This is a genomic window from Pseudomonas sp. 32A (assembly GCF_052682255.1).
Map to the genome: position 1 here is coordinate 3,721,991 of NZ_JBQYLY010000001.1, position 15,114 is coordinate 3,737,104.

Sequence of the window (15,114 nt, forward strand, 5' to 3'; positions counted from 1 at the left end):
ATGCCCGCTCTAGAGCCTTTCAAAAAATTATTTCAATGGTGTCTTTTGGCCTGTAATGGCTATGCTAGAGTGGATTAAAACCAATAACTGTATCGCCGGTATACGTCTACTCAAAAGGAATGGAGGCTTTTGACATACCGGACAGGTCACGCTGGGGCTCTATGCGCTATTTGCTGATGTTACTGTTGAGCGGGCTGCCGATGCTGGCCGGCGCAGTCGAGTTCAACGAGTCCACCTCCCGCCTGCCCCTGGGCCAAGTGATGCAAGTCCTTGAAGACCCTACGGGTGCCCTGACGATTGGCGATATCAGCTCCCCGATCCTGGCCAGCCGTTTCAAACCCCATGACAAAGCCACCCTGAATGCCGGCTATTCGCGCTCGGTGTTCTGGCTCAAGGTCGACCTTCATTACCGTCCGAAAAAACCGGAAGCCTCGCGCAACTGGCTGCTGGAACTGGCCTATCCGCCGCTCAACCAACTGGAGCTGTACCAGCCCGACAGCGTCGGCAACTATCGCCTAGTGTCGCGCACCGGCAGCATTTTGCCGTTCTCCAGCCGCGAAATCCGCCAGAGCAACTACCTGTTCAAGCTCGACCTTGCGCCTGACCAACGGGAAACCCTGTACCTGCGCCTGCAAAGCCAAGGCTCGATCCAGGCGCCGCTGACCCTCTGGTCCACCACCGCGTACCTCGAAGAACAGCCACTGCGCCTCTATGTGCTGGGTGTGATCTACGGCGTGTTGCTCGGCATGCTGATCTACAACCTGTTCATCTACCTGAGCGTGCGCGACACCAGCTACCTCTATTACATCCTGTATATCGCCTCGTTCGGCCTGTATCAGCTGTCGGTCAACGGCGTGGCCGTGCAGTACTTCTGGCCCAACAACCCATGGTGGGCGAATGCGGCGGTTCCCTTTCTGATCGGTTCGGCGGCGCTGTTCGGCAGCCTGTTTGCCCGCAGCTTCCTGCACACCGCACTTTACAGTCGCTGGATCAACCGGCTGCTGGTGGCGCTGGCCGTTTGCGGTGCGGGGGTGATGGTGCTGGCGCTGTTCACCAGCTATGCGCTGGCGTTGCGTCTGGCTACCGGGTTGGCGCTGGTGTTCACCGTGACCATCTTTGTGGCAGCCATCAAGGCCTGGTATTGCGGCCAGCGGATGGCGCGCTACTTCATCATTGCCTGGACTGCGTTCCTGTTGGGCGGCGTGGTCAATACCATGATGGTCCTGGGCTATCTGCCCAATGTGTTCCTCACGATGTACGCCAGCCAGATCGGCTCGGCGCTCGAAGTGGCCTTGCTGTCCCTGGCCCTGGCCGACCGGATCAATTCGATGCGTGAGCAACAGGCGCAAATCCTGTTTGATGCCAGCCAGAAGCTCGAAGTACTGAACACGCAACTGGCCCGCAGCAACCAGCTCAAGGACGAGTTCCTCGCCACCTTGACCCACGAATTGCGCACTCCGATGAACGGTGTGATCGGCTCCCTGGAGTTGATGCAGACCGAGCCGCTGCCGGGCGACCTTGCGCAGTACCATCAAACCGCCGCTGGTGCGGCGCGCGAGATGATGCGCATGGTCAACGGCATTCTCACCCTCACCGAATTGCAGGCCGGGCGCCTTAGCCCGCAACCCCAGGTGTTCAGCCTGCGCGGGTTGCTCGACACCTTGCGCCAGCAGTTTGCGGCCAGCGCCCAGAGCAAGGGCCTGGAGTTCTCCATTGATCTGGCGGAGGACCTGCCGGACCGCATCAACGGTGACGCCGGCAAGCTGGCGCAATGCCTGGATTGCCTGTTGGACAATGCCTTCAAGTTCACCCACGAGGGTTCGGTACGTGTGCGGGTGGTTGGCGTGCCCCAGGCGGACGGAACCCTGCGCCTGACCTTTATTGTCACCGACACCGGCATCGGTTTCGCCTACCTCGATGAAGCGACCCTCTATCAGCGCTTCTTCCAGCTCGATGGCTCGACCACTCGCCGATACGGCGGCATGGGCATTGGCCTGGCGATCTGCCGGCAATTGATCGAGTTGCTCGGAGGTCGCCTCACCCATAATTCCGAGCCGCGGCGCGGCAGTCGCTTCCAGCTGGAACTTGCCGTGAGCCCGGTGCAACCTGAGCCCGTGCGACGAGTGCCGAGGGCACAACGTACGCCTCAGGAGTGCACGGTGTTGCTGGTGGACGACAACAGCGTGGCGCAATTGGTGGTGCGCGGCATGTTGCTCAAGCTCGGTTACCGCGTGAAAACCGTCGATAACGGACCGGCCGCCCTGGCGCTGTTGCAGAGTGACACCTTTGATGCGGTGCTGCTGGATGTGCCGGAGGGCGGTTTCTCGCTGTGCTGCCAGATCCGTGCATTGCCCGGCTGTGCCGAGTTGCCGGTGATCGCCTTGAGCACCTCCTTGCAAGCCCCGGAGCGTGAGAGCTGCCATGGTGTGGGTGTCACCGACCGAGTGGCCAAGCCAGTGCGCTTTGAGGCCTTGCAGCAGGTGCTGCAACTGCGGTTGTTGCACATGGTTGAGGGTGAAAGCGCCGCCACTTAGGCGCTTATGCCACTTTTTTAACCCGGTTGACGGTGCTTAACTGAAATTCGGGCCTCAATGAACGTGGCCTTTTTTTCAGGAGGCCCGTCATGAACCTGCACTCGTTCGCCGAAACCCACGACGTCACCAACCAGCCACCGTCCCTGGACGGCACCAACCTGTACCGTATCGATCTACCCCTGCAAGAATGGTCCCGGCGCTTTGGTGCCGGCTGGGCCGAGCAGCGTATCGATACCTACGGTGCTTTGGCGGGCGGGCCGCTGATGGAGGCCGGTTTCCTGGCCAACCAGAACAAGCCGGTGTTCAACAGCCACGACCGTTTTGGCCACCGTATCGACCTGGTGGAATTTCATCCGGCCTACCACGAACTGATGCGCACCGCCGTCGAGCATGGCCTGCCTTCGCTTCCGTGGGCCCACCCGCAATCCGGCGCCCATGTGGCCCGCGCGGCGGTGACCTACCTGCACAGCCAGGCCGAGGCCGGCACCGGCTGCCCGCTGACCATGACCTTCGCCTGCGTGCCGGCCCTGCGCTTGCAACCGGACCTGGCTGAAACCTGGCTGCCGAAAATTCTCGCCACCGAATACGACCCGCGCAACGTCGGCATCGCCCACAAGGCCGGCGCCACCATTGGCATGGCCATGACCGAGAAACAGGGCGGCACCGACGTGCGCGCCAACACCACCCGTGCTTACCCGGTAGGTGCCGGCGGCCCGGGCCAGGCGTATGAGTTGGTGGGGCACAAGTGGTTCTGTTCGGCCCCGATGTGCGATGGCTTCCTGACCCTGGCCCAGACCGACAAGGGCCTGACCTGTTTCCTGCTGCCCCGGCACCGCCCGGATGACACCCGCAACGAGTTCTACATCCAGCGCCTGAAAAACAAACTCGGCAACTGCTCCAACGCTTCCAGCGAAGTGGAGTTTCGAGGGGCGCTTGCCTGGATGATCGGCGAAGAAGGCCGTGGCGTACCGACCATTATCGAAATGGTGGCCATGACCCGTTTCGATTGCATGGTCGGCTCCAGCGCCTTGATGCGCCAGGCGCTGACCCAGGCCAGCCATCATTGCGCCCATCGCCTGGTGGGCGGCCGGGTGCTCAGCGAGCAACCACTGATGCAAAACGTACTGGCCGACCTGGCCCTGGAAAGCGAAGCGTCCCTGGCCTTGAGCATGCGCATGGGCCGCGCGCTGGACCATCTGGATAACGAACAGGAAGCCAAATTCGCTCGACTGGTAACGGCAGTGGGCAAGTATTGGATCTGCAAACGCGCGCCCGCGATGATCAACGAAGCCGCCGAGTGCATGGGCGGGGCCGGGTATGTGGAGGACAGCATCCTGCCGCGTTTGTACCGTGAGGCGCCGGTCAATTCCACGTGGGAAGGTTCCGGCAACGTGCAGTGCCTGGATGTGCTGCGGGCCTTGTCGAAAGAACCGGGCGTGCTGGAAGCGCTGTTTGTCGAGCTGGGGGATGGTCATGGTCACAAGCACCTGGCGCGGCACATCGAGCAGTTGAAGTCAGCGTTCATGGACACCCAGGACATTCAGTACAGGGCCCGGCAACTCACTGAGGATATTGCGGTGGCGTTGCAGGCCAAGTTGTTGCTGGAGGCGGGTAATGCCAGTGTGAGTGATGGTTTTATCGCCAGCCGACTGGGTGAGTCGTCTGGCCGGGTCTATGGCACCTTGCCGCGCGGTGTGGATGTGGAAGCGATTGTCGCGCGCTCGACACCTCCTTTTTCCTGAACAAATACGGTCAAAATGTGGGAGCGGGCTTGCTCGCGAAGGCGGTGGATCAGCCAATACATGTGCTGACTGACCTACCGCTTTCGCGAGCAAGTCGAATCGTCGCACCGCCGCTCCCACATTATTGATCGCATTCCAATTCCGGTGTTCCAGTGCGCCAGGGATACAGGCAAGATGAAGGCCTGCAAGTCAGAACACAGGATGCTTACCGTGACCGAAGCTTTTGTTGTCGTTCAAACCGCCGAAGAAGCCGTGGATCGGCTGGCGGCTCTCCATGAGCGTGCCACTGGCGCGCTCAATCAAGCCCTCAAGCGCTACCTCAAAGACCGCGTCGAACCCGACGCCGAACAACGTGCGATGTTTCGCTACCCGGAACTTCGCCTGACCTACCTGGTGCAGGGCGAAGTCCCACAGACCACCCGCGCGTATGCCAAGGTCCAGTTGCCGGGGACCTACAGCGTCACCGTCACCCATCCGTCAGCCTTCCGCAAATACCTGCTGGAGCAACTGGTGCCGTTGATGCATGACTTCACCGTGACGGTGGAAGTGGGCGTCAGCCAGCAGAACATTCCCTACCCGTACGTGGTGGAGCAGGGCGATGAACTTGCCGGCTCCGGCGTGACCGCCGCCACGCTGGCGCGGGTGTTCCCGAGTACCGACCTGTCCGCCGCCACCGATGGCATCGCCGACGGCCTGTACGACTGGGAAAACACCGACCCGCTGCCATTGGCGCTGTTCGATGCCGCCCGTGTCGATTTCTCCCTGCGCCGCCTGGTGCACTACACCGGCAGCGACTGGCGCCATGTGCAGCCGTGGATCCTGCTGACCAACTACCACCGCTACGTTGACCAGTTCATCGTGCATGGCCTGGAACAGTTGCGCAGCGACCCGCGCTTTATCCGCATGGTACTGCCGGGCAACGTGATCATCGACAAGAGCATGGACCACGGCGAAGCATCTGCCATCGCCGCAGGCGTGGTCTGGCACCGCTACCAGATGCCGGCCTACCACTTGCAGGCCAGCGATGGCCACGGCGTGACCCTGGTGAACATCGGCGTCGGCCCGTCCAACGCCAAGAACATCACCGACCACCTGGCGGTATTGCGTCCGCATTGCTGGCTGATGATTGGTCACTGTGGCGGCCTGCGCCAATCCCAGACCATCGGCGACTACGTGCTGGCTCACGCCTACATGCGCCGCGACGGGATTCTCGACCGGGTTGTGCCGCCGAACATCCCGATCCCGGCCCTGGCCGAAGTGCAGATGGCCTTGCAGCAAGCCGCCGCCAACGTCACCGGCGAGAAGGGCGAGGAGCTGAAAAAGCGCCTGCGCACCGGCACCGTGTTGACCTACGACGACCGCAACTGGGAGCTGCGTTGGGCCCAGGAGCGTCCGCTGATCAACCTGTCCCGCGCCGTGGCCGTGGACATGGAAAGCGGCACCATCGCCGCCCAGGGCTACCGCCTGCGGGTGCCGTACGGCACGTTGCTGTGTGTGTCGGACAAACCGCTGCACAGCGAGATCAAGCTGCCGGGTTCGGCCAACGCGTTCTATGAGCGTGCGGTCAGCCAGCACTTGAAGATCGGCATCGAGGCGGTGGATCTGTTGCGCACCGAACTCAACTCGCTGCACTCGCGCAAACTGCGCAGCTTCGACGAGCCGCCGTTCCGCTAAACGGTTGGGATGGTTATTTAACGGTCAGGCCACTAGCATTGTCGGTCCTGACCGTTAGATGTTCCTTTGCCATGTCCCGTCCTGCCCTTCCCGTTTCCCGCCGCCCTGGTGTGAAAAGTACGCAAACCTCGTCAGCCCCGCGTCGTGTCGCCAAGGCGCCACCGGCTGAGCCCAAGTTGATCCTGTTCAATAAACCCTTCGATGTGCTGACCCAGTTCAGCGACGAAGGCGGGCGGGCGACCCTCAAGAATTTCATCGACATCCCCGGTATTTACCCGGCCGGGCGCCTGGACCGTGACAGTGAAGGCCTGTTGCTGCTGACCAACGACGGCCAGTTGCAGGCGCGCATCGCCGACCCCAAGCACAAGCTGGCGAAAACCTACTGGGTGCAGGTGGAAGGTGAGCCGACGCAAGAGCAACTGCAACGCCTGCGCGACGGTGTGGAACTCAACGACGGCATGACCCTGCCCGCCGAAGCCCGGCAACTGGACGAGCCGCAACTGTGGCCGCGCAATCCGCCGGTGCGGTTTCGCAAAAGCGTGCCGACCCATTGGCTGGAGTTGGTGATTCGAGAAGGGCGTAACCGCCAGGTGCGGCGCATGACGGCCGCCGTAGGCTTGCCGACCTTGCGTCTGGTGCGGGTGCGCATTGGTGACTGGTCGATCGACGGCCTGGATCAAGGCCAGTGGAAGGAAGTGCCGGCGCGCTTATAAGGCGCCGGACTCGATCAGGCCGATCACCACGCTCTTGATGATGAACGCGGCGACGCCCAGGCCCAGCACGAAGAACAGGATCATCGAGCCAAAGCGCCCGGCCTTGGATTTCTTCGCCAGGTCCCAGACGATAAAGCCCATGAAAATGATCAGGATGCTGACCAGGCCGGTCATCATCCATTCTTCAAACACGGCGGGATCAATCGAGTTCATGGGGCATTTCCGGCTGGGGCAGGGCGGGAAGTATACGCCAGCAGCATCAGCTCATCATTGACCTGCGTCGGTCTGCCGCAGACTTACCACCCTGCTGAAACACAGTCAAAATGTGGGAGCGGGCTTGCTCGCGAATGCGTTGTGCCAGGCACCGAATGTGCTGACTGATCCACCGCATTCGCGAGCAAGCCCGCTCCCACATTTGTTCCGCGCTGGTCTTAAGTGCGCAGGTGGGTCAGCGGCAGCTCGGTGCTGTTGAGCACCTGGTTCAGCACAAAGCTTGAGCGCACGCTGGTGACGCCTTCGATGCGGGTCAGGTGCCCCAGCAGCAGTTTCTGGTAGTGATCCATGTCTGGCACCACCACCTTCAGTTGATAGTCGGCGTCCATCCCGGTCACCAAACTGCACTCCAGCACTTGCGGCAAGGTGCGAATGGCCGCTTCGAAGTTCTCGAAACGCTCGGGTGTATGTCGGTCCATGCCGATCAGTACGTAGGCCGTGAGACTCAGGCCAAGCATCTTGCGGTCGAGCAAGGCGACCTGGCGGGCGATGTAGCCGTCGTCCTCCAATTGCTTGACCCGGCGTGAGCACGGCGAAGGCGACAGGCCGATGCGCTCGGCCAACTCCTGGTTGGAGATCCTCGCGTCGCGCTGCAATTCCGCCAAAATACTCAGGTCGTATCGGTCAAGTTTGCTCATGGGGCTGGCCTTTGTCGTAACTATTGCGGCGAATTATCTATCCAGGGTTAAAAATTGCGCAAGCACTGTTTATTGACGCAATCTTCGCAATCATCTGCCCGGGCCTGGCGCGTAAAGTTATCAACAGAATCACCGCCCGGACATACAGTCCACTGCAGCCCGCTCATACCGCCGGCTGCGGCCGCCAACCCCACAGGGTTGCCCCGGCCCCCGGGCTGCACACTGTCCACAAGACGGCGTGAGGTGAGCCAACGTCATAAGCGTTGAGCCAGGACGAAGTTCTCAAGGGGCGGCCGACGGGTCGCCCCTTTTTATTGCCTGCGAAAATACTTCTCGTGACTGATAACCTGTCGCAGAACCGGGCCCCGGTTTTCCAGTCTTACGTGTAGGCCCTAATCCGCAGTGAGGAATAGCATGAAGCGCATCTGGCGTTTGGCAGGTGTTGGTTTGCTGATGGTCACCGTTGGTGCGCAAGTGATGGCCGACGAACAGCCTCGCTCTGAAGGCGGTGGCCAGCGTGAGGAAGGGCGCCCGGGCAATAACCCGCCGCGGCCGCAGAACAACCAGCCTCGACCGCAAAATAATCAACCGCGTCCTGAAGCCCCTCGTCCCGAGAACAATCAGCCGCGTCCGCAGAACCCGCATTTCGAAAATAATCAGCCACGGCCGCAGAATCAGAACTTCGAGCGCCCGAACGGTGGTGGCCAGTGGCAAGGTCGGCCCCAAGGCAATCAACAGCAACCTCCGCACCAGGCGCCCCAGCCGGCCAATAATCTGCCGATTCAGGGGCGTCCGGATACCGTGCGCCAGACCCAGGAACCACGTCCTGGCAACTACCAGGACATTCCGCGTCGCAACGATGGCAATCAGCATTGGCAGGCCGGCAATGGCGGCCAGGGTGGCCCCGGCCGGCCCGGCTTCAATGGTGGTGGCAATAACCACCCCAACGATCACCGCTGGCCAGGCCGCCCCGACGGGCACGGCAATGGCTGGGGCCCAGGCCCGCAATACCGTCCGGGTTACATCGTCGACCGCTTCCCCGACCGCAATTATCGCGTACCGTATCGTGGCCAGGACTACTTCTTCTCGGGTGGCTACTGGTATCGCCCACAAGGCCCGCGCTATGTCGTAGTGGCGCCGCCATACGGGATTCGCGTGCAATACCTGCCGGATTACGCACGGGAAGTGTGGGTGGGCAGCGCACTGTTTTTCCTTGCCGCCGGTGCCTATTACACCTACGAGGAAAGCAGCCAGCAGTATGTGGTGGTGCAGCCGCCACCCGCCGCGCCAGCGCCGCAGCCAGCTCCCCAGGGCAATGGGTATGACGTGGTGGCTTACCCGGCCAACGGCCAATCACCGGCGCAGGTCCAGCAGGACGGTTACGACTGCTATCGCTGGGCGGTGCAACAAAGTGGTTTTGACCCAAGGACCGTCACCTACGCCCCAGACCCGGCCGTGGTGCAAACCTACCGCCAGGCCCAGGGCAACTGCCTGAGCAGTCGCGGTTATCAGGTGCAGTACTAGGCCTTCGCGCCCTTGACCACTTCCTGCGGGTCGGCGTGCACCAGCACTTCGGCTCGCGGGTAGGCTTTGTGGATTGCATCGGCGGCTTGATCGCTGATGCCGTGGGCCACGGACAAACTCAATTCCCCCGGTAACTCCAGGTGCAGCTGAACGAACCAGTGGCTGCCGGAAATCCGCGTGCGCAGGTCATGGGCACCCAATACACCGGGCACACTGCACGCCAGTTCCAGCATGTGCTGGCTGACATCCGGCGGCAGTTCCTCGTCCATCAGCACCGAAAAACTTTCCCGGGCGATCTGGATGGCGCTCCACAAAATGTAGGCCGCGATGCCCAGGCCGAACCAGGCGTCCACCTGATGAAAACCAAACGCCGCCAGCACCAGCGCCACCAGGATGCTGCCGTTGAGCATCATGTCTGAGCGGTAGTGCAGCGAGTCGGCGCGGATGGCGTTGGAGCCGGTTTCGCGGATCACCCGGTATTGCAGGATCAGCAGCGCCGCCGTCAGCGCCAGGGACAGAACGATCACGCCAATACTCAGCCATGGCGCACCCACAGGTTCCGGATGCTGCAAACGCTGGAACGCCTGGAACGCGATCAACACCGCACTGCCGGCGATGAACAGCGCCTGGGCCATGCCCGACAGGGATTCCGCCTTGCCATGGCCATAACGGTGATCGTCATCTGCCGGGCGCAACGCATAGTGCACGGCCAGCAAATTCAGCAGCGAGGTGACGCCGTCGAGCAGCGAGTCGGTCAGCCCGGCGAGCATGCTCACCGAGCCGCTGAGCCACCAGGCGATGGCCTTGGTCACAATCAACACACAGGCCACACCGACGGACGCGCGGGTGGCCAGGCGCAACAACCGGGCGTGTTCGGGACTGGTGGTCATGGGGCGAGTCAGTCCTTATGCGGCGGGTTGCAGGCCCAGGGTGGCGAGCTGTTGCACGCTGCCCTTGAACTGGATCATGCGCGGGTCGTCCAGCGGCAGGTTGTGCCCGGTTTCTTTCTGGATAATGGTTTGCAGCTTGGCGTTGTCGACCTTGCCGTCGGCGCCGATGGCTTGCTGGAGTTTTTCCGGGGCCACCTGGGCGGTTTTGCCTGGTTCGAAATAAATCGCGCCGGTGGCGAAGTCGACACCAAAGGCGATCAGACCCGGGATCACGTAGAACAGCAGGCCGACCGCATCGAGCACGGCAATCGCCGGGTCGATCTTGCCGTCGATCTGGCCACGGCGGTCGGGGTAGAAAATCGAGCCGCACGCCGTCAACTGGCTCAGCAGGGTGACGGCCAGAACACCGCCGATGACACGGGAAGCAATACGCATGGGACTCTCCTGAAATGAACTGTAGGAGCGAGCTTGCTCGCGAAAAACGTCAACGATAACGCGTACTGCCTGAATGTGCGCGGCGCTCTCGGGTTTTTCGCGAGCAAGCTCGCTCCTACAAGTGAAGGGTATGTCGTTGAGACCACCACCGGCACCCGGCAGTTCGCCGTTATACTCGCCGCTCTGCTTTGGAGCCAGTATGAATTCGTTGCCAATCGATGATGTTTTACCCGCCCTGCGTGACGCCTTGGCGACGCGCCATGAAGCCGTGCTCGAAGCGCCGCCCGGCGCCGGTAAAACCACACGGGTGCCGTTGGCGCTGTTGAATGAACCCTGGCTGGCCGGGCAAACCATCTTGATGCTCGAACCCCGCCGCCTGGCCGCCCGTGCAGCGGCAGAAAGGCTGGCCAGCGAGCTGGGTGAAAAGGTCGGCGAAACCGTCGGCTACCGCATTCGCCTGGACAGTAAGGTCGGCCCCAATACGCGGATCGAAGTGGTCACCGAAGGCATCCTCACCCGCCGTTTGCAGGATGACCCGGCGCTGGACGGTGTGGGTTTGTTGATCTTCGACGAATTCCACGAGCGCAGCCTGGACGCCGACCTGGCGCTGGCCCTTAGCCTCAATGGTCGAGACCTGTTTCGCGACGAGCAGCCACTGAAGATCCTGCTGATGTCCGCCACCCTGGAAGGCGAGCGCCTGGCCGGTTTGCTGGACGACGCGCCGATCCTGCGCAGCGAAGGGCGCATGTACCCGGTGCAGATGCGCTGGGGCCGGCCATTCCAGCCCGGTGAATTTATCGAGCCGCGGTTGGTGCAGACCATCCTTGAGGCCCTGCACGATGAGACCGGCAGCGTGCTGGTGTTCCTGCCGGGCCAGGCGGAGATTCGTCGGGTCAATCAGCAATTGGCTGATGCACTCGGCGATCACCCCGATGTGCTGCTGTGCCCGTTGCATGGCGAACTGGACCTGGCGGCCCAACGCGCCGCCATCGACCCGGCGCCTGCCGGCCAGCGCAAAGTGGTGCTGGCCACCAATATTGCCGAGACCAGCCTGACCATCAACGGCGTGCGCGTGGTGATCGATGCCGGGCTGGCGCGGGTCCCGCGTTTTGACCCGGGCAGCGGCATGACCCGTCTCGACACCCAGCGCATCTCCCGCGCCAGCGCCACCCAGCGTGCCGGCCGGGCAGGGCGACTGGAACCGGGGGTGTGTTATCGGTTGTGGTCCGAGGATCAGCATGAAGGGCTGGCGGCGTATTCCAGCGCGGAAATTCTCTCGGCGGATCTTTCCGGTCTGGCACTGCAATTGGGGCGCTGGGGCGTGGCGCCCACTCAGTTGGTGTGGCTCGACGTGCCGCCCACCGCCGCTTATGCACAGGCCCAGGATTTGCTCGAGCGTCTTGGCGCGTTGAACGATGCCAAGCTGACCGCTCACGGCCAGAAAATGGCCGGGTTACCTGCGCACCCGCGTATCGCTCATTTGCTGTTGCGTGGTCAGGATCTGGGCCTGGCGAACATGGCCTGTGACGTGGCGGCGCTGTTGGGTGAGCGCGATATCTTGCGCGGCGCCGGTGCGGATTTGCACAGTCGCCTGGCGTTGTTATCCGGCGAGGAAAAAGCCCGTGGCACCCAAGGTGGCGTGCAGCGCGCCAAACAACTGGCCCGGCAGTACCGTGGCTATTTAAGAGGCAAGGCTGAGCAACCGGTTGCCGATCCCGATCACCCGCGCTGGCTCGGTGCGTTGCTGGCGCTGGCCTACCCGGACCGTGTCGCACAGCAGCGCCGTGCCGGCGGTGCCGAATACCGCTTGGCCAACGGCCGCGCCGCGCTGTTCGCCGACGCCGACAGCCTGATGAAACAACCCTGGCTGGTGATCGCCGACCTGGGCAGCCGCCAGGGCCAGCGCGAAGAACGGATTTACCTCGCGGCGGACTTTGATCCGGCGTTGTTTGATTCGGTATTGGCCGAGCAGGTGCGCAATGTCGACCAGCTTGACTGGGATGAGCGCGAAGGCGTGCTGCGGGCCGAACGCCAGCGCAAGGTCGGCGAACTGGTGCTCAGCCGCGAGCCGCTGACCGGCCTCGACGAATCCGCCCGCAGCCAGGCGCTGGTTAACCTGGTACGGCGCAAAGGCCTCGAACTGCTGCCCTGGACCCCGGAGCTGCGCCAATGGCAGGCGCGGGTGATGCTGCTGCGTGATCTGGATACCGGCAAGGCCAGTGAATGGCCAGATGTCAGCGACAGCGCCTTGCTTGCCAGCCTGGAACATTGGTTGATGCCATACCTGGGCAAGGTGTCGCGCCTGAGCCATTTTGCCAATCTGGATATTTCCAGCTTCCTGCATAACTTGCTGCCGTGGCCGTTGCCTGCGCGGTTGGACGAGTTGGCGCCGCATCATCTGAAGGTGCCGTCCGGCTCGTCGGTGCGGCTGGACTACAGCGAGCAGCCGCCGATTCTGGCGGTGCGCTTGCAGGAATTGTTCGGGCTGGCGGACACCCCACGGATCGCCGGCGGGCGGCAGGTGGTCAAGCTGCATCTGCTGTCACCGGCAAGGCGCCCGGTGCAGGTAACCCAAGATCTGGCGAACTTCTGGCGCAGTACTTACGCCGAGGTGAAGAAGGATTTGAAAGGGCGGTATCCGAAGCATTACTGGCCCGATGATCCGTTGATTGCGGAACCGACTGCCCGGATCAAACCGAGAAAGTAAGCGCGATGAAGATCAACTGTGGGAGCTGGCTTGCCTGCGATGCAGGCAACTCGGTTTTTCAGTGGCACCGCGGCGATGCTATCGCAGGCAAGCCAGCTCCCACACCATTTTGCAGTGTTAGTTACTGCGCGGCAGGCAACAGGAATCGCGCAATCACCGGCAAGTGATTGGAGATAAGCACCGTATCGCTCTGCCGCACCGTGCTCTCAACCTTTTTGATACGCGAACTGTAGAACAGGTAGTCCAGCGTACGATCCGGCCCGTCCACGGTCGGGTCATTCGGGAAGTACGTCAGCCATTTATCCCGATCAATGCCGCTGGATTGGCTGTTGCTCGGGACCATCGGGTACTTTTCCCACAGCAGGTGCAGCTCACTGTCCGGCGAATATTGCCCGCGTTTGCCGGCGTCCAGGCGCAGGAATTGCCCCAACGGCAACAGGTTGAAATCCCCGCCCATCAGCCATGGCGTGCCACGGCTTTCGAATTTATCCACCAGCTTGACGGTCGCCTGCACCTGTTCCAGCACCGCGTTGTGCCCGGGGGCCGTGCCGTCCAGGCGGGTATTGAGCACGGCCAACTGGCCGCCGTCGCTCAACGGCAGGTAGGTCAGCAATAACGCGGGTTTGGCCTGGAATTGACGGCTGATCAGGTTGGCACGGGCCGCGGGCAATTGCAGGCGCTCGGCGTGTTCGATCTGGTAGCGGCTCATGGTCACCAGCTTGCGGCCGACGCTGCCGAAGATGTGCAGGTCGGGCACGAAGTCGGCTTTCCAGTCGAAGGCCTGGACGCTGCACGGATAGAGGTCGGCCAGGCGCTCCTGGAGCAAGGCCAGTTGGTCCTGGTAGCTGGAACGCTTGGCGCCTTCGTCGACTTCCTGCAACAGCAGAATGTCGGGCTGTTCGTCGCGGATCACCCGGGCCACTTCGTCCAGGCTTGAAGCCATGTCTTCAACGGTAGGGCGGTCGTCCGGGCCGCTGCCGTCCGGGGTGTCGTACCAGAACACGTAGTTCTTGCCGGCCAGGTACTGCACGTTCCAGGTCATGACTTTGAGCGCCTGGCCCGGCAGCAGCGTCGGCGCTCGGGGCGCAACGCAGCGGATGGGCAGGGTTTCCTTGTCGGCAGGGCGCCAGGTCAGGCTGTAGATCAAGCCGCTCAGCAGGGCCGCGAGCATCAGCAGGCCCAGCAGGGTAATGCGCAGTAATCGGGTCATCGGCTCGGCTTATGGCGTTGCAGGACAAGGCCCGGAGCATATCACCGCGCGTCGGCGTCGCCACCAATCAACATGAACAGGCGGAACAGCACCACGCTGGTGAACAGCTGCAGGAAGCTTTGCGCGCTGTCCATCAGCAGGCCCAGCAACGGGTTCGGATCGGGGTAGACCGCCACGCTGGCGCCCTTGAGCAACCACAGCGGGGTCATCACGCACAGCAGGCACACCAGGATGCGCCAGAAATGCCCACGAGTCAGACGCAGGCTTTCCTTCATGGCCGACAGCGCCGACATGCCCCGCAGTACCAGCAAGTATTCGGCGAAGGCCAGCACCACCATCAGCCACAAGCCTGGCAGGAAATACAGCGACAGGCCCAGCAGGATCAGCAGCGTGCTGATTGCCGTCAGCAAGGCGAAGCGCGGCCACAGGGTCAACGCCATGGCCAGCACATCCAGGGTACGTGGCGATTCGCCCCGGGTGCGGGCGTCGAGGAACAGGATCAGTGCGCCGGTGTACAGCGGATACACCAGCAGCCCGACGATCACGCTGTAGCCGGGAAATGCATCAGGGCCGAGGGTGTGGTCGAGCACCTGTTGCAACAGGGCCTCTAGGATTACCAATGGCAGGCACAACTGCACGATGGCGCCCAGGTTGCGCTTGAAAAAGAAGAAGGAGTCGCGCAGCACGTCTAACGGATTCATCAGGGTCTTCACAGGCCGAAAAGCAAGGGCGTTACTTTAACCGATCATGACCAGATGCAAGCAAACGTAAACC

12 protein-coding genes are annotated in these 15,114 nt (G+C 62.3%); 6 read left to right on the top strand and 6 right to left on the bottom strand.

The features are described 5' to 3' along the window. Window positions 1–161: 161 nt before the first annotated feature. From ACUN0G_RS17055 to ACUN0G_RS17070, 4 genes are all read left to right on the top strand, one after another. Window positions 162–2,534, top strand: coding sequence for a hybrid sensor histidine kinase/response regulator (locus tag ACUN0G_RS17055; RefSeq protein WP_445573871.1), 2,373 nt, complete (start codon window positions 162–164; stop codon window positions 2,532–2,534). Between the two features lie 89 nt (window positions 2,535–2,623). Continuing rightward, on the top strand, window positions 2,624–4,276 hold the full coding sequence (locus ACUN0G_RS17060) for an acyl-CoA dehydrogenase family protein (RefSeq protein ID WP_445573872.1): 1,653 nt from the start codon (window positions 2,624–2,626) through the stop codon (window positions 4,274–4,276). Between the two features lie 174 nt (window positions 4,277–4,450). Next, window positions 4,451–5,950, top strand: a complete 1,500-nt coding sequence (amn, locus tag ACUN0G_RS17065; RefSeq protein WP_172834544.1) for an AMP nucleosidase — start codon at window positions 4,451–4,453, stop codon at window positions 5,948–5,950. A 71-nt stretch (window positions 5,951–6,021) separates the two neighbouring features. Further along, a complete protein-coding gene (locus ACUN0G_RS17070) occupies window positions 6,022–6,663 on the top strand; it encodes a pseudouridine synthase (protein WP_445573873.1) in 642 nt (213 codons plus the stop codon). Here ACUN0G_RS17070 and ACUN0G_RS17075 read toward each other — a convergent pair. Next, window positions 6,658–6,867: a DUF2788 domain-containing protein gene (locus tag ACUN0G_RS17075; RefSeq protein ID WP_026077819.1), complete on the bottom strand. Its 210-nt coding sequence runs from the start codon at window positions 6,865–6,867 to the stop codon at window positions 6,658–6,660. The two genes, ACUN0G_RS17070 and ACUN0G_RS17075, sit on opposite strands and share 6 nt — an antisense overlap. A gap of 227 nt (window positions 6,868–7,094) precedes the next feature. Continuing rightward, a complete protein-coding gene (locus ACUN0G_RS17080; protein WP_003194418.1) occupies window positions 7,095–7,574 on the bottom strand; it encodes an Lrp/AsnC family transcriptional regulator in 480 nt (159 codons plus the stop codon). 414 nt (window positions 7,575–7,988) lie between these two features. Between ACUN0G_RS17080 and ACUN0G_RS17085 the strand changes: the two genes are divergently transcribed. Further along, the gene (locus tag ACUN0G_RS17085) at window positions 7,989–9,098 is read left to right on the top strand and encodes a DUF6515 family protein (RefSeq protein ID WP_445573874.1); all 1,110 of its coding nucleotides are present in this window, start codon (window positions 7,989–7,991) and stop codon (window positions 9,096–9,098) included. On the opposite strand, the gene ACUN0G_RS17090 is transcribed toward ACUN0G_RS17085, so the two are convergent. Together ACUN0G_RS17090 and ACUN0G_RS17095 are read right to left on the bottom strand one after the other, a co-directional pair. After that, the gene (locus tag ACUN0G_RS17090; protein ID WP_008436590.1) at window positions 9,095–9,988 is read right to left on the bottom strand and encodes a cation diffusion facilitator family transporter; all 894 of its coding nucleotides are present in this window, start codon (window positions 9,986–9,988) and stop codon (window positions 9,095–9,097) included. The two genes, ACUN0G_RS17085 and ACUN0G_RS17090, sit on opposite strands and share 4 nt — an antisense overlap. Before the next feature lie 15 nt (window positions 9,989–10,003). Continuing rightward, window positions 10,004–10,423, bottom strand: coding sequence for a polyribonucleotide nucleotidyltransferase (locus tag ACUN0G_RS17095; RefSeq protein WP_258348350.1), 420 nt, complete (start codon window positions 10,421–10,423; stop codon window positions 10,004–10,006). Window positions 10,424–10,622: 199 nt separating this feature from the next. Between ACUN0G_RS17095 and hrpB the strand changes: the two genes are divergently transcribed. Next, entirely contained in the window at window positions 10,623–13,130 is a 2,508-nt protein-coding gene (gene hrpB, locus ACUN0G_RS17100; RefSeq protein WP_445573875.1) for an ATP-dependent helicase HrpB, read from the top strand. Window positions 13,131–13,251: 121 nt separating this feature from the next. On the opposite strand, the gene ACUN0G_RS17105 is transcribed toward hrpB, so the two are convergent. Together ACUN0G_RS17105 and ACUN0G_RS17110 are read right to left on the bottom strand one after the other, a co-directional pair. After that, complete coding sequence (locus ACUN0G_RS17105) at window positions 13,252–14,340, bottom strand: endonuclease/exonuclease/phosphatase family protein (RefSeq protein ID WP_445573876.1); 1,089 nt, start codon at window positions 14,338–14,340, stop codon at window positions 13,252–13,254. A 41-nt stretch (window positions 14,341–14,381) separates the two neighbouring features. Next, window positions 14,382–15,041, bottom strand: a complete 660-nt coding sequence (locus ACUN0G_RS17110) for a YciC family protein (RefSeq protein ID WP_258348345.1) — start codon at window positions 15,039–15,041, stop codon at window positions 14,382–14,384. Window positions 15,042–15,114 lie beyond the last annotated feature (73 nt).